Below are 21,371 nucleotides of genomic sequence, written 5' to 3' on the forward strand. Positions count from 1 at the left end.
TATCTTTTAAAAAAAGAAACGAAATTACAAGGAAGCAGGAATTTGAATTCTGATTTTTGTACCAATATTTGGAGAACTTGTCAAAGCCATAATGCAACCTTGATTTTTTAACATTTCAGAACAAACGAGTAACCCAAGGCCCGTACCCTTTTCACCTTGGGTACCGAAGGTTGTAGGAAAGGGTTTTCCTTCATAGATCTGTTGGATTTGTTCAACTGACATTCCAATCCCAGAATCCGATATGATGAGTTCGACAAAACTGGGATCTTGGACCACCTCTACATTAATTTTGGTATTGGGAAATGAAAACTTGATGGCATTTGAAAAAAGATTTCGAATCACAGTGCTAATCATTCGTTCATCACAGCGAACAAATACATTTGAAGGCACTTGAAGTTCCCATTGTATGCCTTTATCACTCGCTTGCAAATTCAATATATCTTTTGCATTGTGAACCATTTTTGAAAGGTTTACGGTATCTAGGTTGATGGGAATCTTTTTTGATTCACTTTTCACCCAATCCAATAAATTTTCCAATACTAAGTAAGATTGGTTCGTACTTTTCTTTAGTTCTTTTAAAGCAATGATTAGCTCATCCCTATCGGGTGTTGTTTCCATTAGAAAACCCAAAAATGAATTCATAGTTCCAATGGGGCCCTTTAAATCATGAGCTAAAATAGAAAATATTCGATCCTTATGAGCATTTGTTCGAATCATCTCTTTTTGGATTCGGTTTATATTTCTTAAAAAATAAAACATGATGAGTGCTACAAAAAACAAACATGAAACAACCGAGTTCACACGAAAAAGTTCTTGTATTGACTCCTGGTGGATCAACGTCCCTTCCTCAAACGTTCCTGGAGATCCAAAAAACTCAAACCATACATACAACAAATTATTATATAAAAATACAAATAAGATCCAAAACTTTTCATCATACGAAAAAATGACAAAAGGTGAAAGGGCAAATACCAAAAAATAATAATAAAATCCGCACGAATTACCAAAACTAATCATTGAAGCAAAAAAAACAGGAATTGTAATTGTAACGACTGTCAGTATGCGTGCTGAAGAATATTTTTCAATATAGTTAAGATAGAGGATATAAACGAAGGTAATGATAACGGCAAAATGAATGCCGTTCATAATCCAAAAGTTAGGTGCACTGACAACTGTAAATAAAACTGAGTATTGAAGATTGGAAACGATTCCAAGTACCGCGATTAAGTTAACAAGTTGGACTCGAACAGATGTTTGCAAATCCATTTGCCTACGAACACCTAAGTTTAAAACGGTTCGCAATCGCAGCTGTTCCAATCCAATTTTCATAAGAAATCGATCGTAAAGTATGTTACATCATCTGACAATCTAAAAGTAAAATTTTTAATTTGGTTTTTGATTTTTTCGTTTAAATCCTTCGGTGAAAGTGAGATTCCTTCCAAAAGTGTTTCTTTTAATCGGACTTCTCCGAACATTTCTTTCTCTCTGTTGTGACTCTCCGTAATCCCATCAGTGTAAAAGAAAAAACGGTCTCCTGATTTTAATGGATGTGAAAAACTTTCTAACTGAACATCCTTTTTCCAGCCCATAATGGGACCTCTACCAGTTAACGGATTTAAGTTGCCGTTTTTCCGATTGATAAGGAAGGGACTAGGATGGCCCATCACAGAATAGGATAACACCTGTTTTTTTAAGTCAAAATGACTCGCAACAGCAGTGATATAATTCTTTTCCACTACAGGTAACATTTTTGCATTTAACTCATGTAAAAAAGAAGAAGGATCTTTCAATTTTGGAGCAATTTCTAAAAAATTTACCTTCAACATACTTGCAATGAGAGCAGCAGCAATCCCGTGCCCCAAAACATCACAGAGAATGAATGTTATACTTCCATCTTCATGAATAAAAAAATCGAAGTAATCTCCTCTAATTTTTTCCATTGGCATAAAAACAGAAGTAACACTCAAATTTAAATGTTGGAATTCCATCGGTGGAATTAGTTTTGATTGCAAACTTGCTGCCATCAATAAATCATCATGAAGTATTTTGTATTGTTTTTGAAGTTCTTGGGTACGAAGAGTGACTATCATCTCCAAAGACTCGTTTAGATTCCTTAACTCTCTTTTTGTACGCGAACTCTGGATGGCAATAGCAAGAACACCAGAAAACAAAAAAGTTAATATCCCATACTGTGTCAGGTATGCATTTTTTCCTGTGATTACGTCTGTTAAAACATCTGCGATTCCAAAAAAGGTTGCAACCAGAGCACCTAACGAAACCACAATCGCTTCAGTCGATTTTTTATAATTTTTTGCCAATAGTTGAATTAAAATGGGAACTTTGATTCCAAGTAATACATACCAAATATAAACAAAATAAAATCTTTGGTCGGGATTCATCTCAAAGAGTTGGATCAAAGCCAGAACGGTATCGAAGAAAAAAGTTAAAAATGCTATCTTTGTAATCTTACGATCAAAAAGAGTATGAACGAATAACATGATAAAGACGGGAAATATAAATTGGCAAAAAAACAAAAGCCGAACCAGGATTTCAGGGTGGATTCCTAGAAAGTGAATTTTATTCAGAACAGGCAAACGCCAACAAACAAAGAATATGGCTGTTCCAGCGAGATACAATCCTGACTTGGATGAACGATTGAGAGCATAACCGATCGCTTGTTGTAAAAAAATTCCAAAAAATAAAGCTGCCATAACGATCTGATTTACATCTTCATAAATCATCTTGTCTTTGATTTCATTTTGTGTACCAAATAATGGTATGGAGCGGAACATCCCACACCGAAATTCAGATTCACGGCATTCAATGAAAACTTCTAAATGATTTTCCCCTACTCCAATCAGAGAATTTGGGATTTCATAGTATCGAACCTTATGCCAATATGCATAATAATTTGGTGATAATCCTCCCGTTTCACCAATTTTGATTCCATTCCAAAAGGTTTGGTCTGCTGAATGAATTCGGTCTAAATAAACTGATAACGATGAATCTGGATACTTTGAGATTGGTATTGTTAGGTGGTATTTTCCACGAAGGGGTATTTGATATCCTTGGTTCACAAGAGGGACACCTACTTGGACTTTTTTTGGTGTCAGTTCCCCTTCCAATTGGAATGTCCAACCTTCCTCCAGTGAATTTACCTCAGCTAAAACGGAGGTAAAAGAAAAGCAAAAGCTCACCAAAAATATAAGCAAATGACCTGCATGGTTCTGTCCTATCGGCCAATTCGGAACAGACCGAATCAAAGTCCTTAGTCCAAAGATACCATGTTTTCCAAATCCAAAACAAATGTTTCTCTTTCTGCGAATCACCGGAAGGATTACATTGCCAAATGAATGGAGTGCAAGGATTTTTTTAGTCACTAAAAACCCTTTACGAAAAAGATTTTTTCACTCCGTGTAAAAATCTAATTTTTCGAAGTTTTACTAACATACGTTAGCCTAAATTTAAGGATCGCAAATCCCAATTAGGAAGGAATGGCATCTATGTGCTACCGAGACGATTGCCCTTTCCGAAGAGAGCAAGGAGTGTATTGGCTACAATCCCTTGGTCCTTCGATCCATTGTTTCCATTTTATACGCAAATTACCTAAGGTTTGTAGTGAAATCATTGGGATGATTTGGGAAGGAACCGCCAATCAAACGTTTTTCGTTTCCTTTGGGCTTTTAGACTTAGTCTAATTATTGACAAATTTCCGAGAGGAGAGAAATTGTTAACGGAATGGATCTAAGTTACCAGAAGACGAAAGAATTATTGGAATCTCATGGGATTCGGCCTACCTCCCAAAGGTTGGAAATGGCCCACCTCCTACTTGAGAAACACCAACATTTGTTTGCGGAAGAAGTTTTCCATTTGGTGAACACCCATTTCCCACACGCATCCCGGGCTACCATTTTTAATAACCTCAAGTTATTCGCTGAAAAAGGATTACTTGGCACCTTGGAGATCAAATCAGGAGTCACTCATTTTGATTCCAACACCGATGTCCACCACCATGCGCTGGATGAAAATTCCGGAGAAATTGTGGACATAGAACTGAACCAAAACTTGGAAGAGAAAGTCCTTTCCGAGCTCAAAGAAAGTTATTTTCAGAAAACAGGAAAACAACTGGAAAACGCAAAACTCGTCATTACCCTAAGAGGGAAATGAAGTCACCCACCATCGCTTTTTTTGGCATCGGTTCTGTCACAGTCACCATCTTACACGCCTTATACCAAAATGGTATCCCGTTTACCATCCTTTGCAAAGACAAAACAAGGATGGAAAGTTTAAAAACTCCCATTCGATTTTTAGGTCCAAACAAAAAGACAACTGTTCTGAACCTCGCAAATCATTTACAAATGATAGATTTGGTAACTTTGCCCTTTGATTTTATTTTCCTTGGGTGTAAAAATCAATCTTTGGAAAATTACGTTACACTTACAAAACATGTATTGAAACCAGATGGAAAATGGATTTTCATTCAGAATGGGTTACCAGAAGGACATTTTCTTTCTCTGAAAGACAAAATCATGGGTGGGGTAGTTGGTTGGAACACGCAAGTCCTCTCGGATGGGACTTACTTTCAATCCAATGTGGGTAGTTTGATTTTGGGACAGACGAACAGGAAAAAACCGGATCCGCGTTGGCATCAATTCCTAGAACCTTGGATTCCTGTGGTTACCACCGAACATCTATTAGGTTTTCGTTGGCACAAACTCGCAATCAATGCGATCATCAATGGTCTTGCGGCTTCAAAACAATCCAGTTTGGGAGAATTATTTCTCAATTTGAAATCAAGAAACGAGGCCATCGCCATCCTTTCTGAAATTAAAACACTTATGAAAAAACTCAATGTAAAGGAAGAAGTAGTTCCAGGTTCTTTTCCCATTCAGAAATTAGGCGATGGAGAAAATGCACTTCCTAAGTGGATTCGCCATTTGGTGCTCATCATCCTTGGATTGAAATATTTTAAAATTAGAACTTCTATGGTGCAAGATTTGGATCACAAACGAAAAACTGAAATCAATTTTATCAATGGTGAAGTGATCCAAATTGCTAAATCACTTGGAGTTTCAGTTCCCTATAATGAAAAAGTCGTTTCGGAAGTTTTAACTTTAGAAAATAATTTTTGAAATTGTATTGGATGAAACCTTACTTCCCTAATTTCAATAATTCTGAAATCGAGTGATTTGCTTCTAATGGATGGCGGAGTTTTTGATCAGTTTGGATGATGTACTGGTTTCGCCTTCCGTCTTTACTTTTTTGTAATATGGAGGCATCCACCAAATCCTTCACAATTGTTTGCACAGCACGTTCTGTGATTCCAACAAGGACTGCCACATCTTTTAGTCGCATTTCTGGGTCTTTACTCAAACAAATCAAAACATGAGAATGATTCGATAAAAACGTCCATTGACCAATCTTTTTTGTAGCCTCTTTCGTTTTTCCTTTTTGTTCTTTCATCATTCAGTTTTAAACCTTGTGATCCATTTCTTGTTCTGAAAACTTTATATTCCTTACGGCCCATGCCCAATAGATGAATAAAAATTGTAACGGCAACCTAGCATAAAGCGCCCAAATTGGGAATCCAAAATCCTTCCCTTCTAAAGCTTCCACTAACATATTGATATTCGCAGGGTAAATTGCAAATAACAAGAGTATGATTCCAAAACAAGCTAATTTTCGCATTCGTTCACTCAAAACCAACAATCCTAATGTGATTTCCGAAAGTCCGCTCGTTACATTTAATAATTCATGAAATGGCAAATAATCGGGCATGATTTCTAAGTAAAATTCGGGAGATAGAAAATGATTCGCTCCCGCGAAAATATAAAACGAAGCCATGGAATAAACGAAAAACTTTTTCATCACCGAACTAAATCACAATTTTGGAAAACTTCATACTCATTTTAGAAAAGATTAAGCAACAATTTGCCCTTCTTTGGATTTAAAGTGACCGAGTTTTTCCTCCAACCGTTTCCGACTTTTGATCGTGATTCGATTTGGTTCGATGACTAGGTTTGTGTCTGCTTTGAATTCATCGATACTTTCTTGTTTGAGTTTGATGATCCCACACATATTACAAAGTTCATCCATTTGGATATAAATGGTATGAGGGGTAGATAAACTAACGTCCAAATTTCTCCCCAAACGAATGTCTTGGTCTCGGATTGAATTGTACAAATATGCATATAACCTTGTGACAGGAGTTTTCAATCTTAATATGACAAGTCTCTGGTGAGAAAACCAAATCCTTCTCGCAATACTTTCAAAGATTTTTTGTAATAACGAAGGTCCAACAGATTCGAATAAATTTTCAGGTGTGACTCGCAGAATTTTAGTTTTCGTTTCAGTGATGGCAGAGGCCATTCTGGGGGCATTGTCAATAAGAGACATTTCACCAAAAATTTCACCTGGTCCTAATACATCGATGACGTATTCAAAACCACGGACGATTCCAAAAAGTTTGACATTTCCTTCTAAAACAACATAGATCTCATTACTTTTTTCACTTTCAACAAATAGGATTTCTCCTGCTTCCAAGGTAGATTGCATATTCTCCCAAGGGAAGGGTTTATAGGTTGAGGCAACTGATTTAAATAATTCTAAGGCTTCGGGAACATTTTCATTTGAGTTGTTTTCTTTTGACCACTTCAAAAATGCTTGGATCGAATAAGCCGCCAAACTTGGTTTTTGCCAAGTAAGGTATGTACGTGCATTCTGTACCAATCTTTCTGGATGGTAATCTCTATCAGCTGGTTTGTTGGCTTTGGAAAGATGTTTTTGTAGTGTTCTTAATTCTCTCGAATAAAGACCCAAGATTTTCATGGCCAACTCTTTTCGTTCTTTTAGGTAAGAACCTAAAAGACGAATGGGAATTTGCACAAGTTCCACATCAGTATCAGCAAACAAAGTAACAAGAAATCGATGTTCGGTGAGAGCAGAAACCAATCCAAAACTATCCCCTGCCTCATAAAAAGCAAGTTCGTGATCGACAATGATATGCTCTGAATCGACGGCAACGCGCCCCGACTTTACAATGAAAAAATTTCCTGTATTAATGGAATTTTGGACAACAATGGCTGCCCCTTTGGAATATGTTACAATTTTGATATCTTCTGCGGACACTGTTTTAAAAAGAACGATTTCTAAGGGTACGAGTCAAACATTTAAATCTTAGCGGTCATCTGATCCCAGATGAAATCGTACACTTTTATAGCAGAAATTTCTTTCTTGGGAAGTGGGATTTCCGTAGACAATATGGGGTAAAAATCTTGGTTTTCGGGAACCCTGCCATGGGACCCTTGTACAAGCGTTGCATCTAACGGGATAAAATCCATCAAATACCGAAAGCCTAGTTTTTTACGTAACAGAGTCATCATTACCCTAAGTTTTGCCATTTTCTTTTTGGGATCTAAAAACAACTCAGCCGGATCATAACCAGGTTTTCTGTGGATTTCCACCAAACGTGCATAATCTGGAGCACATTTATCGTCCAACCAGTAGTAATAAGAAAACCAAAATCCATCTTTTGCGACTAAAACTAAATCTCCCGAGCGATTATGATTTAACTGAAACCGTTTCTGTTCTTTTTTGTCTAATACCAAATCTACACCTGGGATTTGTTTTGCGATCTTTTTAACGCTTTGGACAACAGAATCATCATGACAATAAATATGAGCCAATTGGTGATCAGAAACTGAAAATGCTTTGGATGCCCCTGGATCCAAATGTTCATACCACCTTTCTTTCCTTACTTCTAAGAAATGGTTTTCACGTAATATACGGTTGATGTGAATTGGTGTTGTCACTTTTGAAATTCCATACTCTGATAAAATCACAACTTTTGTTTTTTGATCTTCATAGTGTGTGATTAATTCTTTTACAACTTGGTCCAACTCCAAAAGTTCTTTTTTTAGTTTTAAAGTATCATTTCCATATTTTTGTAGTCCATAATCGAGATGTGGTAAATAAACCAAACTAAGTGTTGGATTGTATTTTTGATCTACATATAAAGTTGCATCTTTAATCCATTTGGTTGACTTGATATTCGCATTTGGTCCCCAAAAATGAAACAAAGGAAACTGTCCCAGTTTTTTTTGAAGTTCTTCTCGGAGTTCGGGAGGATTCGAATAACAATCGGGAGCTTTGACACCGTCAGCATGATATTGAGGCCTTGGAGTGACAGAATAGTCTGCAGATGAGTACATATTGTACCACCAAAACATTTTTGCGCATGTAAAACTTGGATCAATCTTTTTCGCCCTTTCCCAAATTTTCTCTCCATTTACTAAGTGATTTGATTGTTTCCAAAATTTGATTTCTGAGTCAACACGATCATACCAACCATTCCCTACGATGCCATGTTGATTGGGCCATTTTCCTGTTAGGTATGTACTTTGTACGCTTGTCGTAACGGCAGGTAACATTGGTTTAATGCAAACAGTATTTCTTTTTTCTAAATAGGCTTTCAAAAACGGAGTGTAATCAGAAAGGATTGATTGGGATAATCCTACGACATTGATCACAACTGTTTTTTGGAATTTATATTTTGCTGATTTCATAACTTATATTTGTGAATTCGAATCTAAAAATGATCTTAGCCATTGCAACTCACGTACGATGGATTTGCCAATGGGCAATTGTAATTTCTGTGGTAAAACATTCCAAGTGTATGTTTCTACTTCTAAAATTTGACTAAAACTTTCCCTTTTCTGCTCGGCTAATATCATTTTTAATTCTTCCTGAGTTGATAAAAATGTTTCATAAGATTCCAAAAAAATAGGAACATGGTAGTGTATCCTCCATTCTTCAAAAGCCTCTGCACCCTTCTCGATAGCCAGGTTTAAGTCTCGATAAAATTTTTTTTCACCTTTATTGGTAATCACAACAACTTGATGAAGGTATTTTTTTTCATCAAACGGTTTTAAGGATTGTAATACTCCTTCGACATTCTCCGGAAATTTTACCTTTAATGCAGAACTCACTTGGATACGCCCTACTTGGATTCTAAGTCGCCTTAATTCTGAAATCAAATTCGGATTCACTTCATACGTCACTGCTAAATGGCAAACATCGAGGCAAAGTCTAATATGTTTACGCGTGAGTTCTTCAGCCAACTGGAAATTATAACCAAACTCATCCATTAAGGATGGAATTGCATTGGGGAGAAGATCAGATGTATACCATGTCACCCAATCCTTAAAATCTCCAAGCAATCCATCAGGTTCAGGTTCAATATCCAAATGTAAGGTTTTGCCTGTATCGTTATGGATTCGAATTAATGCAACCAATGTTTTGATGATATATTTTGTTGAATTTTTTCGCCTTGTCGTTCGATCATTCTCATTTGTGTCGAAATAAAAATAAGACAGAGGTGGGGTTGATACACCACCTTCTTCGTTAGCTGGTAACAATACCTTTAGTATGGAAAATAAACGAAGGGTATACTCAATCCTACGTTTATCAGACCAATCTGGTTTGTAGACATCTTCTTTGACCACTTCCGAGTGAAACCCACCAAAAGGGAATCCATTGATGGCAATCACATATAATGATTCTTTCTTCAACCAATTTTGAAATTCTAAAAGATTATTTTCCTTGATTAAAGTAAGAGATGCTTCATTGGAAAGTCTAAGTCCAATACCCATTGGTTTATCAGGAGAAATTTCTTTTTTGACTAGAGGAAGATGTGTTTGTAGTTCACGAAAGTGATCAACCCATGACTCACCTGGATGAATATTGGTGCAATATGTTAGGTGGCCAAATTTAGTTTTCATTTGATTTCAAGTAATCTTAAAAAAGCCGTTTCTAAATGTTTTTCATTGACTTCATAAATTTCTTGTGAGGACCCGATCCCATTTAACATCAAAAGTGTTAATTTTCCACCAAGATGTTCTCTGAATTCACCTAAAGCAATTGCTAAATTCTCATACCCTATTTGGAATAACTTAGGATCATCAAAAGAAAATCCAAATGATTGAAGTAATTGAATGATCCTAATTACATCTTCTTTGTTGATTAAACCGATCAAATGTGAATAAATAGAATCAAGTGCTATTCCACATGCCACTGCTTCCCCATGGCGAATCGAAAAATTGGATAGGTATTCTAGTTTATGGGCAAACCAATGTCCAAAATCAAGTGGGCGAGAAGAACCAAATTCAAATGGATCCCCCTTTGAAATATGTGACATGTGTAAATTTGCGCATTGGTAGATTAGCGACTGCATTACATTTAAATCTCGTTTGGTGCAAGCATCTGAATTGGCTTCGAGCCATTCAAAAAATGTTTTATCTTTAATCAATGCTACTTTAATGGCTTCTGCAACTCCGGACCGCCAATCTCTATCGTTTAAACTGGTCAAAAAATGAGAGTCATTAAACACGGCAACAGGAGGTGCAAAGGTTCCTAAAAAGTTTTTTTTTCCAAAATAATTAATACTATTTTTTACTCCCACTCCAGAATCATTCTGGGATAAAACGGTTGTTGGGATACGAATCAAACGTATCCCTCTATGAGATACTGCCGCCGCATAACCGACCAAATCCAAAATGGCACCACCTCCAATTCCAATCACATACGAATGTCGATCAATACCATACGTATGAATGGCTGAAACAATAGTTTCCCAATGGATGGTTTCATTTTTACATTCTTCTCCACCTACAATCTTTAGTATTGGTTCCATAAGTTGTAAACTTGGAATTCTATTTTGAAAATAAGTTTTGATTTCGGAAATTAAACTTGGGTGATGATGCAAAACTTCTGAGTCGATTACGATCAAAACTTTTTTATCTGACCTCAAATTTCCTTCGCTATAAAGAAAATCCCTCAAACATGAATTTGCAGAATCAAACAAATGTTTCGTGAAATAAACTTCATACCGAAAGGATACTTGGAATTCGGAAACAATTTTGTTCGGAAATTGTTCATTCATGGATTTAGGTAACTGCGAATCCTCTTGCTAGTCCAAGAGACATTGGTAAAAGAGCAAAGATAAGTATCGCGACAAATGCCATTCCAAAACAAGCAGCAAAACTTACATTGAGTACAATCAAAGACAAAACACCCATTTTCACAGTCTTGCGGACGTGTTCTGGTATTGGATTTTGGATTGTTTTGAATAGGGGAGGAAGTAATAAAAAAGAATGAATCAAAACAAATGGAGATGTGATCAGTAAATTCCCGTTCAGATAAGAAAGGAATAACTGAACAGTGAATACGAAACCAAACAAAACAATTGCGATGATAAATTTAGATTTTCCCCCACCCAAAACTTCGTTTTGACTGACCAAAGTGATGCCTGCAATATATATTACAGGTAAAATGAATAGATAGAAACCTAATTCCGGAATTTGGGAAACCGAAGTCATACCTAACAACAAATTCAACCCACGACAAACTCCCATCACAAGTGGGCCAAAAACAAAATGATGTTTCGCATAACAATCATACAATATTACAAAAAAACAAATGAGTAGCGACACCAAAAAACTATTCCAACTGTACAAAAAAGAAAAAGATACACCAATTAAAAGTAAGATGGTTCCCATTAACAGTGCAAATTCTTTAGAAACTTTTCCACTGGGAATTGGCCTTTCAGGTCTTTCTTTTGCATCGATCTCTCGATCGAAATAATCATTGAGAACAACGCCACCAGCATACAAAGAAACACTTGCAATCATTAAATATATGTAAGAAAAACCAGACCATTGAAAAGAAACAATGCACATTCCCGCAAGAATATCAGCTATAGCTGTAACAAGATTTGCAGGTCTTAATAATTGTAAGGTGGGCCTAATCAACATTTATTCGATGAATAATGAATTTTGATTTTGTTTGGGTATTTGGCCACCACGTAACACTGTATTTCCGTAAAATTTATCCGTTGGATCAGATGACAATCCTACTTCAAAATCTGCAACATTTAACTGGCCACTTTTGGAAAATGCTTCGATGGCGTTATCATAGGTAACTTTTTGAATGGTCTCCTTGGAAACACCTCGTTCCAACATTAGTGCTGCTGTTTTTGGAATGGCAAGTGGATCAGAAATTCCCCAATCAGCACTAGAATTAATCATGATTCGTTCAGATCCGTATTCCTCAACGATGGAAACCATTCGCGTGTTTCCCATTTTTGTAAAAGGATAAATGGTGAAGGCGGCATAAAAACCTTGGTCTAACACTGACTTTACGGTCTCTTCATTATTGTGATCAACGATCACCCAAGATGGATCCAATCCATGTTCAATTGCAATGGACATACTCCTTTCCGTTCCTCGTTTTTTGTCTCTGTGAGGAGTATGAATTTGAACTGGTAATTTTGCTTCCTTTGCCAATTCTAATTGTAGGCGGTAATATTTTTCTTCCAATTCAGTTTGGTCATCAAAACCAATTTCCCCTACCCCCACAACCCCCTCTTTGTAAATATAAAGGGGTAAAATTTCCATTACTTCATCCGCTAAACGTTCGTTATTTGCTTCCCTTGAATTGAGCCCAATAGTGCAGTAATGTTTGATCCCAAATTGTGAAGATCGAAATCTTTCCCAACCAACCAGGCTACTATAATAATCTTTAAAAGTAGAAAGACCAGTCCTTGGTTGCCCAACCCAAAAAGCTGGTTCAATGACTGCCACAATACCAGCTTGGGCCATATTTTGATAATCATCTGTAGTTCGAGAAACCATATGGATGTGTGGATCAAAAAATTTAAATCCTCGGATTTTTTCTTTGTATTCATCCCATTTTAAATCAATATGAGTTTGCTCTTGCTTTGAATCGGTTGGAGATCCAAAATGTGATGGATTTTCTGAATGTTTTTTGTTTTCACACATAAAGATAGTTAAACGTAAAGATTAGACCAATTTAGGTTCCCTTTTTGAATTTCTATTTCGTATTTTGGATATTTTCTAAGCAAATCTTTTGCTTCATTATGATTGGACTCAAAAAGGAGAAGGGAGGCGGCAATCACTTCCTCTTCATGTTTAGATTTTAACAATTTTTCTACCAAGGATAAATCTTCCGTTCTTAAAAAGGGAGATACTAAGTACCAAACCTGAAACTGGACCATACGTGAGGCAGCCCATCTCTCCTTGGCATAATCAATGATACTCAAACTTAATTCTTGATTCCTTCGATTTCCTAATCCATAAATCAACGAAATTGGTTTTTCGTTAAAAATTGTTTTTAGAACCAATTGATTCCATGCAAGTTCCGGGAAATGATGGAAAGGATATGGATTAGAAATTGCGATTGCATCAAATACAGAACCCATATTTGAGCGAACAGCATCAGTTGCCCTTGCAAGCCAAAGATTTGGATATGGTAACAATGGTAATGCGGAATAAAGCGCAATCAATTCATTTAATTCAGCAGTATCAAATAAGGTTTCTATTGTTTTTACGAATTCATCTTTAGGTAATGAAACAAAATGAGACAAAAACCAAACACGGCTTAAACGAACTAAATCCCAATTCTTTACTTGAAAACCAGGTGTGGATGGAATCAAGATTTCGGACTTTGATGGAAATTGGATTAAAGTTTTGGATAAAAATCGTGGTGCTTTTACAAAAGCAGTCATGAGTTCCTTGGTGTCCATATGAGAAATGGACTGAAGCCAGACCCATTCGCTCTCTGTTGTTATTTTTTGAAGCAGAGGTAGAAGATGTTCCGAAAATTGCGAATGCATACAAAGGTTAGGGAAATGTTTTTTCCTTTGTAACGCTAAGTAAACCAAATATTAAGATCCCATTCGGCAAAATCAGTCAGAATTTCGGGGTTTACATTGAACCTAACTCAGTACCGAAACCAAAAAAAATAGTAGGCAATTTTCACAAGAAATTGTACAAATACCAATCCAAAATTTAGGTGTCTTACGCAATCGAAGATTTATCGATAGAAACCTAAGTCCATTCCAATCCACTGGCAAAAATTAGGGAGTACCAAATGTACAGAGTTTACCACCAAACAAAAATTGGATTTTTACTTATTCCAATCCTATTCATCATTTCAGCCGGGAACATACAAGCTCAGTTCATCACTCCCGTAAAAAAAGAAGTTGTTCCAGAGCCTACACAAACTCCTCCTCCGGCCCAAGTGACCCCGAGTGCACCTCCGGCTGCCGAGGTGCCAAAAGAGACGCCACCTCCTGAAGAAACAACGGAATATATAAGTCCCATGAAAGGCAATTTACCAGGCGAATATTTCAAAAGTTTTCAAATCACCAACAAACAAAAAAAAGCGATCCAAGAAAATAAAAGTTTATGGTTTGCCGATAGGTTCCGAGTGGGATTTGGAATTCGACCAAAAGCGGACTCTCTTTACAACACGGACTTCGATCGTTCTACTTCCGATATCCGGAATACAGTGAGTAACCAAACTCAATTTTATCTCGTCGGCGATGTATCACCTAACATCACCTTTAAACTTACATTCCAAGATGTTCGATTGTGGGGTGGTGAAGTGATATCTGGACCTTCCGATCAACGATTCGGTGTGATTTCCAATGGAGGAACAACGATTGATACATCAAGGCAAAGAGAAGTCCCTCTTAATAACTATACTGGGTTTCGCGAAGCTTTTTTGGATTTAAAAACAACAAATCAAATGTTTCGGGTGAGGACTGGTCGTCAAATTTTAGACTTTGGCGATGGTAGGATCGTAGGAGCAAGGAATGATAGTTTAAATGGAAACTCTTTTGATGCTGTCCGTGCTACAATTACAATCCAGAAACAAAGTTTTGATGTCTTTGGTGCGATTGTAAGTTCTGAAAATAATGCGAATAGTATCATATCAAACAACTCAACTAGGTTAGGTGGACCAGGAAATGCATCCTACTACGGAGCCCATTATGGTATCAAACCATGGGAATGGTTGGGAATTGAAGTTTATAATTTTACCTTGTACAAACAACGTCAAAAAGCAACAAATACAACACCTTACGGTTCCGATATCTATTACCGAGACCCGGACCAATTGAATACATCTGGTTTTCGACTTACAAACAGAACAAAAAGTAACGCGTTGCCAAAAGAAACTGGAATCGATTGGATGGTAGAAGCTGCTTGGCAAACAGGATTTACTGGGGAAAGAGTATCTCCCGATTGGATCAACCAAAACGGAGCATTAAAAACCAATCGAATCACAGGGGAACCACCTCCCCACTCCGAACCCGTCCGTTACAAAGCAAACATCGTAGCAGCTCAGTTAGGTTATACACCAGTCAAAGAATTCCGAATTGGTATCCAGTACGTACAAGCATCGGGGGACCCGAATCGAAATGATGGAAGTGTGGCCACCTACAACCCTATATTTGCCACAAGAAGGATGGCTGGAGGAGCCATCCCATTTGCTGGAAACGGAAACTCTGGTTTAGTATATTGGCAAAATATCAAAGATTATTCCTTACATATCAAATATGAATCTTCAAAATGGGGAACTTTTATCATCAACCCACACTGGTACTATAAAGTGAAACTACAAGACGGTTACTATGATAACAACAATTATGTGACCGGAAGTAAAGCAACAGGCGAAACTGCTTCCACAGAAGACTTTTTTAATACAGAAGCATATAATCCAAATCGTCCTAAACTTGGAAAACATGTAGCAACAGAAATCAATTTGATTTATATCATCACGCCATGGGAAAATGTATCCTTTTGGTTTGGAGCAAGTTCATTGTATGCGGGAGATGCGATAAGGAATCAAAAAAATAATCCTTATGAAACAGATCCATACCGAAGGTATGACTACAAACCGAATGCAAGTTTTTTCACCTTCCAAACGGTGTTTGCTATTTAAGTTCAGTTTCTTTTTTTAGGGTTTGGATTCAGTCCATTTAGGATTAAATCCAAACCAAATTCAAAATGATGGATTCCATCGTATTTTCCATTCGCAACTTCCATTGATAAATGAAAAAAATAAGGTAAATGCTCCGCATTGATCATAGGAAGGTATTCTTTTGCCTTCGAAGCGTATTCATCGGGCGAAAATGGAAAATTTAATTCCTGTAATGTGAAACCATAAATATGACTGTCGACTGCATTGATGATATGGTCCGCTTGTTTGTAGGTAAACCCTACTCCAACCAAACATGCTAAACTTTGATCAAAATACTTTAACATGTGTTCACCAATATTCACCCTTGCAACAAGTAAGACTGTCAACCAAGGGAAATTCAAAAGAACTTCCCTGACTGAGTTTGCTCGTTTTTTGAACTCTTTTTTCCAATCCTTTTCTTGTTTTGGTTTATAAAAATGTTTTACACAATCTTCAACCATTCCATCTAAAAGTTCCTCTTTGTTTTGTATATGATTGTACAATGACATCGCTTCCACTCCCAATGAGTTTGCCAAATTTCTCATTGATAGAGCGTCGATACCGTTTCGATTTGCATACTGAATGGCTGTTTGGATGAGCAAATCCTTTGAAAGAGTTTTCCTCTTTTTTTGATCCTTTTTTTTGGTAACCAATACGAACGATTTCCTTCTAACGAAACGAATGTTTAGATTAGATCTATCATAAAAACCGCTACTCTTCCATTCAAATTTCCGGTTTACCAAGAAATAAATTTCATTGACAGACTTACACTGTAAGTATTTTTCTGATTCAGGAGAACCCTCTTTGAAAGTCATCACGTATAGAAATTATGGACCACCAGAAGTATTAAAATTAGAAGAATGGGAAATTCCTATCCCAAAAGCGAAACAAATTCGAATTCGCATTGTGAAAACCGCTGTGAATTCGGGAGACTGGCGAGTCAGAAAACCAGACCCACAAATCGCTCGTTTGTATTTTGGATTGTTCAAACCAAAAAATCCTGTTTTAGGACTGAGTTATTCCGGAGTGGTTGACACTATCGGAGAAGGAGTCACTGCCTTTCAAATCGGTGACAGAGTACTTGGTTCAAAAGGAATCAAAATGGGTGCCTATGCTGAGTATACCATTGTGAACGAAAACTCACTTATCACAAAACTTCCAGAAAAAATGTCATTTGCCGAAGGGGCAGGAATTTCTTTTGGAGGGCTCACGGCAATTGATTTCATCAATCGTTGCCAGATCCAGAACAACCAAAACATCGTTATCTATGGAGCTTCCAGTTCTGTAGGTTCCTCTGCCATCCAATTGGCAAAACATTTAGGAGCACATGTCACTGCTGTATGTAGCAAAGCTAACTTTGACTTGGTGAAATCTCTAGGTGCAGACGAAACCTTTGATTATGAATCTTTTGTTTCTGAAACAAATAAAAATTTATATGATGTATTTTTTGAATGTGTTGGGAAAACAGAAATCGAAACAAATTTAATGTATTTAAAGAAAGAAGGAAATCTAGTTCTAGTAGGAGCAACGTTTGGGCAAATGTTTCAAGCACTACGACTCAAACTCTTTAAAAATTTGAAAATCCATTTTGGACCGATCGAAGAGACATTAGAAAATTTAAAATACTTAGTTAGTTTGGTCAATTTAGGAAAATACAAAGTGAATATTGATCGAAGTTATCCTTTAGAAGAAATGATAGAAGCCCATCGTTATGTGGAGGCGGGTCATAAAAAAGGAAATGTTGTGATTGATGTCACAAAGGAAAGTTGAAGTAAAAATACCCACTGTGAAATATGACAGTGGGTACTAGACCATTCGATTAGTTCAATGTAGAATGGAATTGAAACTTTTGTTTTTTAGTTCCGAGAATGGTAAGGTCTTCGTACGATTTGTCCACTTTGCAAACTTTGACATTGGCAGCCGTAGAACAAGAAGAAGTTCCCGAAATTTTACAACCTTTTTCCTCGCAGGCCTTTCTGTCCTTTCCTCGGCATTGTTGGCATCCGTTTGTGCTACCACTCCCACACAAAAAACAATCATCCGCAAACACAGCCGTTGATGAAAATAACACCAACAAGGCAAAACTAAAGGTGACCAATGTTCTCATATATTCTCCTACTTAGGTACCTAAAAAAGGTTCATAAGGAGGAAAAGTTTATTTGCTGTAATTTTTTTGACAAACAATATTTTCATTTCGTGTGTGAAGGGATCACATAAAAAAGGATCGCGAAAAAATGACAAATGCTTCCACATAAAACAAATAAATGCCAAATCGCGTGGTTTAAAGGGAGTCGATCCCATAAGTAAAAAATGACACCGAATGTATAACTAAGCCCACCAGCGACAAGCCAAGACATCCCAGCGGTACCAATTGCTCCTCGAATGTCGTTTGCAACAAAAATGGCTAACCAACCCATAATGATGTACACAGCCACACGGATCCCACTAAACTTTCCTGGGAATAGTAAAAGTAATCCAACACCCAAAAAAGCTAAAATCCATATAATTGCAAATAGGTACCACCCCCACTCAGAATTCTCACGCAAACTAACAAGCGTAAAAGGAGTGTAAGTTCCCGCGATCAAAAGATAAATGGATGCATGATCAATGATTTTAAAAATCTTTTTCGTTGCCGTGTGGTAGATTGCGTGGTAAAGAGTAGAGGCTAAATATAAAATGATAAGCGTAGCACCATAAATCGCTGAACTTACAATATGCCATATATCACCATAAAGAACAGCCATTGTGACTAGAATTGAGAGTCCGGCAATGCTCAAACCACCTCCAATCCCATGTGTTACTGAATTTGCAATTTCATGGCCGATGGAATATTCATGAACGGTATCGAGGAGTTCTTTGACATCCGAACTGGTTTCTCGTTCCGAAACTTTTTGGGAAACAATCGATTGAGATGGTGATGTTTTTAAATTTTTCTTTTTCTCTTTTTGAGTTTTCTGTTTTTTCTTTGCGATCTGTTTCTTTTTTTTGGGTGATGGTTTCTGTTTTGTTAGTTTCGCTTTTTTGGCTTTCATTCGTTTTGACTACTTAAATGACACTCTTATATCATAAGAAGGTCAACCGAAAGAAAGGTTTCAAAAAGTTTATTCCATTCGTAAAATTAAGTCAAAAGAGAACCTTTTCCATTTCAATTCCATATGAACAAGACAGAAAAGACGATAAAAAAGGTTCCTGATTGGAAACCTTATTCTGTATCTGTTTCCTTGTTTTTCTTTTTCCCTTGTTTCCCGTTTTCTTTGGCTTTTTCCTTCATTTTATCCTTTTTTTCTAGATGTTTCTCTTTCATTTCATCGAAGGAAACGGAACCATCGCCATCTTTATCCAGCTCGAGGAAATGGGCATCATGGAATTTTTGCCATTCTTCTTTTGTTACTTTTTTGTCTCCATCAGCATCCATTTTATTAAAATGTCCGAGTGCCATAGACTTTTTGCCATGCCCTTCTTTGTCATGAGCGAATAAAATGGTTGGTATAACGAACGTTACAACTGTTAAAATCAATAGAATTTTTTTCATAGAAAAACCTCCCCTCTATTCTGAGACAAATTCTTTTCCGAGTCAAGACCTTCAAACATTTTTATGTAAGGAAAATTTTAGATTCATTCCAGTTTTTAAAATCTGAAAGGCCTTCATACGTTCTATTTTTCTGTCTCATTTGCCCGTGTCCCAAATCTCATGCAACAAATTCAACGTAACAAATGTTAAACTAAACATACATTATCTAGGAATTTTTTTATGTTGCCATTGGAGTTTTCATCTCCATTTGGAATCAATCATCTTATTCAAAATATTGTATGCGATACAATGAAGATTGAGCCGTAGCTGCACTATCGATGGCATAGGAACGGCAATCTTTTTCCCAGGTCTCCCTTTCACTTTGGTCCATTATCTTTGGAATTGCCTTTTCATATAATAAAGTACAAAGATAACGAGCCATCTGGATCATTAAATTTTCTGCAACAGTTTCTTTCCTTGTTTCGGATTCAATTTTTCGCATTTCTAGAATCGATTTCTCCAACAACATTTCTTGTTCGAGTAAAAACGTGGAAGGCTTTGGAATTTCTTCTTTCAAAGAATTGAGATACTTTCTAAAATTTCCATCCCCCGCCATTCCAGCTAGGATCGCTCCTGTCGAAATTCGGACATGAATTTGTGAAGTTCCTTCATAAATGGTATTGATTCTTGAATCACGAAACATTCTAGAGATATCATAATCTTCAGTATAACCCGCTCCACCAAATACCTGTACAGCGATGCTAGTACATTTATGCCCTTCTTCTGAACTATAATATTTTGCAATGGGAGTTAGGTTGGACGCAAGAGTGGACCAATATTTTACTTTTTCATCTTTTCGAATATCCCGGTCGGCTTTTCCTTCCTTTTCCATTCGAATTTGATGGTGTTGGTACATATCAATCACACGAGCGGTTTCTAAAGTTAGTAACCTCATCGCATTGGTCTCACGTTTGATTTTATTCACCATTTCATAAACAGCTGGAATCTCAATAATCGGTTTTCCAAATTGGTTCCTTTCTTTTGCATATTTTAGAGATTCATAATATGCTGCGGTCCCACCACCACAACCTCCAGAGGCACTCACAAGCCTCATAAAATTTGTCATTCCTGCTGTATAACGAGTAAGCCCAAGTCCCTCTTCACCTAATATTTCTCCGTAACTATTGTCATAAACAATTTCGCAAGTGGGAGAACCGTGAAGTCCCATCTTTTTTTCGATGCCTGCGACTGTGATATCTGTACTCTTCACTAAAAATACAGAAAGGCCTCTCGCTCCACCGTCTGGTTTACCTGTTCTTGCCAAAGTCAACAGGAGAGCAGGATATTCTCCGAGACCACAACCTTGTGATATAAAACGTTTTGTACCTGTTAGTCGATATGATCCATCTTCTTGTTTAACAGCGACAGTTCTCACACTATTCAAATCAGAACCAAAGTCAGGTTCGGTGAGAGACATTGCAAATAAAGATTCACCTGTTGCCGCTTTTGTCGCATAAGTTTCAATTTGTTCTTTCGTTCCAAATCTAGATACAATCTGAGCCAAATTAAGAAGTGTTGTTGTCATACAAAATGCAACATCAGCTCTTGCCATTATCATTGCATAAAAAGCACCCACAGTAGCAGGAAAATTTAAGCCACCTGCTTCTCTTGGCAATGAATAACCCATAAGCCCGGTACTTCGAAATTTCTCATAAATTTCAATCGTTTCCTTAGGAAAAATTACTTTTCCATTCTCATATTTGAGTTCATTACGGTCCATGATCTGCGATTTCTGTGATACATCTTTACCAAAAAAATCTCCCATTGCATCCAAACTGGAAGTATACAACTCAATTGCTTCTTCTAAAGAAGATGGGGCCATCTCATAACGATTGTTTTTAGTATCACTATAAATTTTGTGATCAAAAAAGTTTTCCCCTTCTGTTTCTCTCACGATTGTTTCCCAATCAATCAATTGGGTAAAAATTAACTGTAAATCCTTATCATCTGAAAAATAATTATTAGCGATCATATTCTA

The 21,371-nt window shown here is 36.8% G+C and carries 21 protein-coding genes; 5 read left to right on the plus strand and 16 right to left on the minus strand.

What is annotated here, in order from left to right; all coding sequences use genetic code 11:
- Nucleotides 1–24: 24 nt before the first annotated feature.
- Both LEP1GSC202_RS17715 and LEP1GSC202_RS17720 read right to left on the minus strand, forming a co-directional pair.
- Entirely contained in the window at nt 25–1,329 is a 1,305-nt protein-coding gene (locus tag LEP1GSC202_RS17715; RefSeq protein ID WP_015679174.1) for a sensor histidine kinase, read from the minus strand.
- Nucleotides 1,326–3,212 carry a PP2C family protein-serine/threonine phosphatase gene (locus LEP1GSC202_RS17720; protein WP_039929450.1) on the minus strand — a complete coding sequence of 629 codons (1,887 nt, stop codon included), beginning with the start codon at nt 3,210–3,212 and terminating at the stop codon, nt 1,326–1,328. Before LEP1GSC202_RS17720 ends, LEP1GSC202_RS17715 begins: the two co-directional genes overlap by 4 nt.
- A 291-nt stretch (nt 3,213–3,503) precedes the next feature.
- Here LEP1GSC202_RS17720 and LEP1GSC202_RS17725 point away from each other — a divergent pair, with 291 nt between their 5' ends.
- From LEP1GSC202_RS17725 to LEP1GSC202_RS17735, 3 genes are read left to right on the plus strand one after another with little or no spacing between them, the layout of a single operon-like run.
- On the plus strand, nt 3,504–3,698 hold the full coding sequence (locus LEP1GSC202_RS17725) for a hypothetical protein (protein WP_015679166.1): 195 nt from the start codon (nt 3,504–3,506) through the stop codon (nt 3,696–3,698).
- A gap of 40 nt (nt 3,699–3,738) precedes the next feature.
- On the plus strand, nt 3,739–4,167 hold the full coding sequence (gene perRA, locus LEP1GSC202_RS17730) for a peroxide-responsive transcriptional repressor PerRA (RefSeq protein WP_015679097.1): 429 nt from the start codon (nt 3,739–3,741) through the stop codon (nt 4,165–4,167).
- Nucleotides 4,164–5,132, plus strand: coding sequence for a ketopantoate reductase family protein (locus LEP1GSC202_RS17735; protein WP_015679171.1), 969 nt, complete (start codon nt 4,164–4,166; stop codon nt 5,130–5,132). The genes perRA and LEP1GSC202_RS17735 overlap by 4 nt, the downstream gene beginning before the upstream one ends.
- A 19-nt stretch (nt 5,133–5,151) precedes the next feature.
- On the opposite strand, the gene LEP1GSC202_RS17740 is transcribed toward LEP1GSC202_RS17735, so the two are convergent.
- Genes LEP1GSC202_RS17740 through LEP1GSC202_RS17780 form a run of 9 tightly spaced genes read right to left on the minus strand, consistent with a single transcriptional unit; the run spans nt 5,152 to nt 13,600 of the window.
- Nucleotides 5,152–5,466: a winged helix-turn-helix transcriptional regulator gene (locus LEP1GSC202_RS17740; protein WP_015679182.1), complete on the minus strand. Its 315-nt coding sequence runs from the start codon at nt 5,464–5,466 to the stop codon at nt 5,152–5,154.
- Between the two features lie 6 nt (nt 5,467–5,472).
- Nucleotides 5,473–5,868 (minus strand): DoxX family protein, encoded by a 396-nt coding sequence (locus LEP1GSC202_RS17745; RefSeq protein ID WP_015679147.1) that lies wholly within the window; start codon nt 5,866–5,868, stop codon nt 5,473–5,475.
- A 51-nt stretch (nt 5,869–5,919) separates the two neighbouring features.
- On the minus strand, nt 5,920–7,128 hold the full coding sequence (locus LEP1GSC202_RS17750; protein WP_015679148.1) for a Crp/Fnr family transcriptional regulator: 1,209 nt from the start codon (nt 7,126–7,128) through the stop codon (nt 5,920–5,922).
- A 41-nt stretch (nt 7,129–7,169) separates the two neighbouring features.
- Nucleotides 7,170–8,564, minus strand: a complete 1,395-nt coding sequence (locus LEP1GSC202_RS17755; protein WP_015679152.1) for an alkaline phosphatase family protein — start codon at nt 8,562–8,564, stop codon at nt 7,170–7,172.
- 3 nt (nt 8,565–8,567) lie between these two features.
- Entirely contained in the window at nt 8,568–9,779 is a 1,212-nt protein-coding gene (gene eboE, locus LEP1GSC202_RS17760; RefSeq protein ID WP_015679149.1) for a metabolite traffic protein EboE, read from the minus strand.
- Nucleotides 9,776–10,939 carry a 3-dehydroquinate synthase gene (locus LEP1GSC202_RS17765; protein WP_015679141.1) on the minus strand — a complete coding sequence of 388 codons (1,164 nt, stop codon included), beginning with the start codon at nt 10,937–10,939 and terminating at the stop codon, nt 9,776–9,778. Before LEP1GSC202_RS17765 ends, eboE begins: the two co-directional genes overlap by 4 nt.
- Nucleotides 10,940–10,943: 4 nt before the next feature.
- Nucleotides 10,944–11,810 carry a UbiA-like protein EboC gene (eboC, locus tag LEP1GSC202_RS17770; RefSeq protein ID WP_015679123.1) on the minus strand — a complete coding sequence of 289 codons (867 nt, stop codon included), beginning with the start codon at nt 11,808–11,810 and terminating at the stop codon, nt 10,944–10,946.
- Nucleotides 11,811–12,836 carry a TatD family hydrolase gene (locus LEP1GSC202_RS17775; protein ID WP_015679186.1) on the minus strand — a complete coding sequence of 342 codons (1,026 nt, stop codon included), beginning with the start codon at nt 12,834–12,836 and terminating at the stop codon, nt 11,811–11,813.
- 8 nt (nt 12,837–12,844) lie between these two features.
- Nucleotides 12,845–13,600, minus strand: coding sequence for an EboA domain-containing protein (locus tag LEP1GSC202_RS17780; RefSeq protein ID WP_244147771.1), 756 nt, complete (start codon nt 13,598–13,600; stop codon nt 12,845–12,847).
- Between the two features lie 347 nt (nt 13,601–13,947).
- Here LEP1GSC202_RS17780 and LEP1GSC202_RS17785 point away from each other — a divergent pair, with 347 nt between their 5' ends.
- Entirely contained in the window at nt 13,948–15,804 is a 1,857-nt protein-coding gene (locus LEP1GSC202_RS17785; RefSeq protein WP_015679176.1) for an alginate export family protein, read from the plus strand.
- Nucleotides 15,805–15,806: 2 nt separating this feature from the next.
- Here the strand turns inward: LEP1GSC202_RS17785 and LEP1GSC202_RS17790 are convergent, their stop codons facing one another.
- Entirely contained in the window at nt 15,807–16,637 is an 831-nt protein-coding gene (locus LEP1GSC202_RS17790) for a TetR/AcrR family transcriptional regulator (protein ID WP_208597423.1), read from the minus strand.
- Between LEP1GSC202_RS17790 and LEP1GSC202_RS17795 the strand changes: the two genes are divergently transcribed.
- Nucleotides 16,627–17,592 carry an NAD(P)-dependent alcohol dehydrogenase gene (locus tag LEP1GSC202_RS17795; RefSeq protein WP_015679126.1) on the plus strand — a complete coding sequence of 322 codons (966 nt, stop codon included), beginning with the start codon at nt 16,627–16,629 and terminating at the stop codon, nt 17,590–17,592. The genes LEP1GSC202_RS17790 and LEP1GSC202_RS17795 overlap by 11 nt on opposite strands.
- A gap of 49 nt (nt 17,593–17,641) precedes the next feature.
- Here the strand turns inward: LEP1GSC202_RS17795 and LEP1GSC202_RS17800 are convergent, their stop codons facing one another.
- From LEP1GSC202_RS17800 to LEP1GSC202_RS17815, 4 genes are all read right to left on the minus strand, one after another.
- The gene (locus LEP1GSC202_RS17800; RefSeq protein WP_015679144.1) at nt 17,642–17,929 is read right to left on the minus strand and encodes a hypothetical protein; all 288 of its coding nucleotides are present in this window, start codon (nt 17,927–17,929) and stop codon (nt 17,642–17,644) included.
- Between the two features lie 82 nt (nt 17,930–18,011).
- Nucleotides 18,012–18,854 carry a PAQR family membrane homeostasis protein TrhA gene (trhA, locus tag LEP1GSC202_RS17805; protein ID WP_015679091.1) on the minus strand — a complete coding sequence of 281 codons (843 nt, stop codon included), beginning with the start codon at nt 18,852–18,854 and terminating at the stop codon, nt 18,012–18,014.
- Nucleotides 18,855–19,024: 170 nt separating this feature from the next.
- Entirely contained in the window at nt 19,025–19,354 is a 330-nt protein-coding gene (locus tag LEP1GSC202_RS17810) for an EF-hand domain-containing protein (RefSeq protein WP_015679185.1), read from the minus strand.
- A gap of 262 nt (nt 19,355–19,616) precedes the next feature.
- On the minus strand, nt 19,617–21,365 hold the full coding sequence (locus tag LEP1GSC202_RS17815) for an acyl-CoA dehydrogenase family protein (RefSeq protein ID WP_015679184.1): 1,749 nt from the start codon (nt 21,363–21,365) through the stop codon (nt 19,617–19,619).
- Between the last annotated feature and the right edge of the window lie 6 nt (nt 21,366–21,371).

This window comes from Leptospira yanagawae serovar Saopaulo str. Sao Paulo = ATCC 700523 (assembly GCF_000332475.2).
In the GTDB taxonomy this organism is placed as follows: domain Bacteria; phylum Spirochaetota; class Leptospiria; order Leptospirales; family Leptospiraceae; genus Leptospira_A; species Leptospira_A yanagawae.

Coding starts and splice junctions, on each gene's coding strand:
- LEP1GSC202_RS17715 (WP_015679174.1), bottom strand. CDS start 1,329: ATGAAAATTGGATTGGAACAGCTGCGATTGCGAACCGTTTTAAACTTA.
- LEP1GSC202_RS17725 (WP_015679166.1), top strand. CDS start 3,504: ATGTGCTACCGAGACGATTGCCCTTTCCGAAGAGAGCAAGGAGTGTAT.
- perRA (WP_015679097.1), top strand. CDS start 3,739: ATGGATCTAAGTTACCAGAAGACGAAAGAATTATTGGAATCTCATGGG.
- LEP1GSC202_RS17735 (WP_015679171.1), top strand. CDS start 4,164: ATGAAGTCACCCACCATCGCTTTTTTTGGCATCGGTTCTGTCACAGTC.
- LEP1GSC202_RS17740 (WP_015679182.1), bottom strand. CDS start 5,466: ATGATGAAAGAACAAAAAGGAAAAACGAAAGAGGCTACAAAAAAGATT.
- LEP1GSC202_RS17745 (WP_015679147.1), bottom strand. CDS start 5,868: ATGAAAAAGTTTTTCGTTTATTCCATGGCTTCGTTTTATATTTTCGCG.
- LEP1GSC202_RS17755 (WP_015679152.1), bottom strand. CDS start 8,564: ATGAAATCAGCAAAATATAAATTCCAAAAAACAGTTGTGATCAATGTC.
- eboE (WP_015679149.1), bottom strand. CDS start 9,779: ATGAAAACTAAATTTGGCCACCTAACATATTGCACCAATATTCATCCA.
- LEP1GSC202_RS17765 (WP_015679141.1), bottom strand. CDS start 10,939: ATGAATGAACAATTTCCGAACAAAATTGTTTCCGAATTCCAAGTATCC.
- eboC (WP_015679123.1), bottom strand. CDS start 11,810: ATGTTGATTAGGCCCACCTTACAATTATTAAGACCTGCAAATCTTGTT.
- LEP1GSC202_RS17775 (WP_015679186.1), bottom strand. CDS start 12,836: ATGTGTGAAAACAAAAAACATTCAGAAAATCCATCACATTTTGGATCT.
- LEP1GSC202_RS17780 (WP_244147771.1), bottom strand. CDS start 13,600: ATGGACACCAAGGAACTCATGACTGCTTTTGTAAAAGCACCACGATTT.
- LEP1GSC202_RS17785 (WP_015679176.1), top strand. CDS start 13,948: ATGTACAGAGTTTACCACCAAACAAAAATTGGATTTTTACTTATTCCA.
- LEP1GSC202_RS17790 (WP_208597423.1), bottom strand. CDS start 16,637: ATGACTTTCAAAGAGGGTTCTCCTGAATCAGAAAAATACTTACAGTGT.
- LEP1GSC202_RS17800 (WP_015679144.1), bottom strand. CDS start 17,929: ATGAGAACATTGGTCACCTTTAGTTTTGCCTTGTTGGTGTTATTTTCA.
- trhA (WP_015679091.1), bottom strand. CDS start 18,854: ATGAAAGCCAAAAAAGCGAAACTAACAAAACAGAAACCATCACCCAAA.
- LEP1GSC202_RS17810 (WP_015679185.1), bottom strand. CDS start 19,354: ATGAAAAAAATTCTATTGATTTTAACAGTTGTAACGTTCGTTATACCA.
- LEP1GSC202_RS17815 (WP_015679184.1), bottom strand. CDS start 21,365: ATGATCGCTAATAATTATTTTTCAGATGATAAGGATTTACAGTTAATT.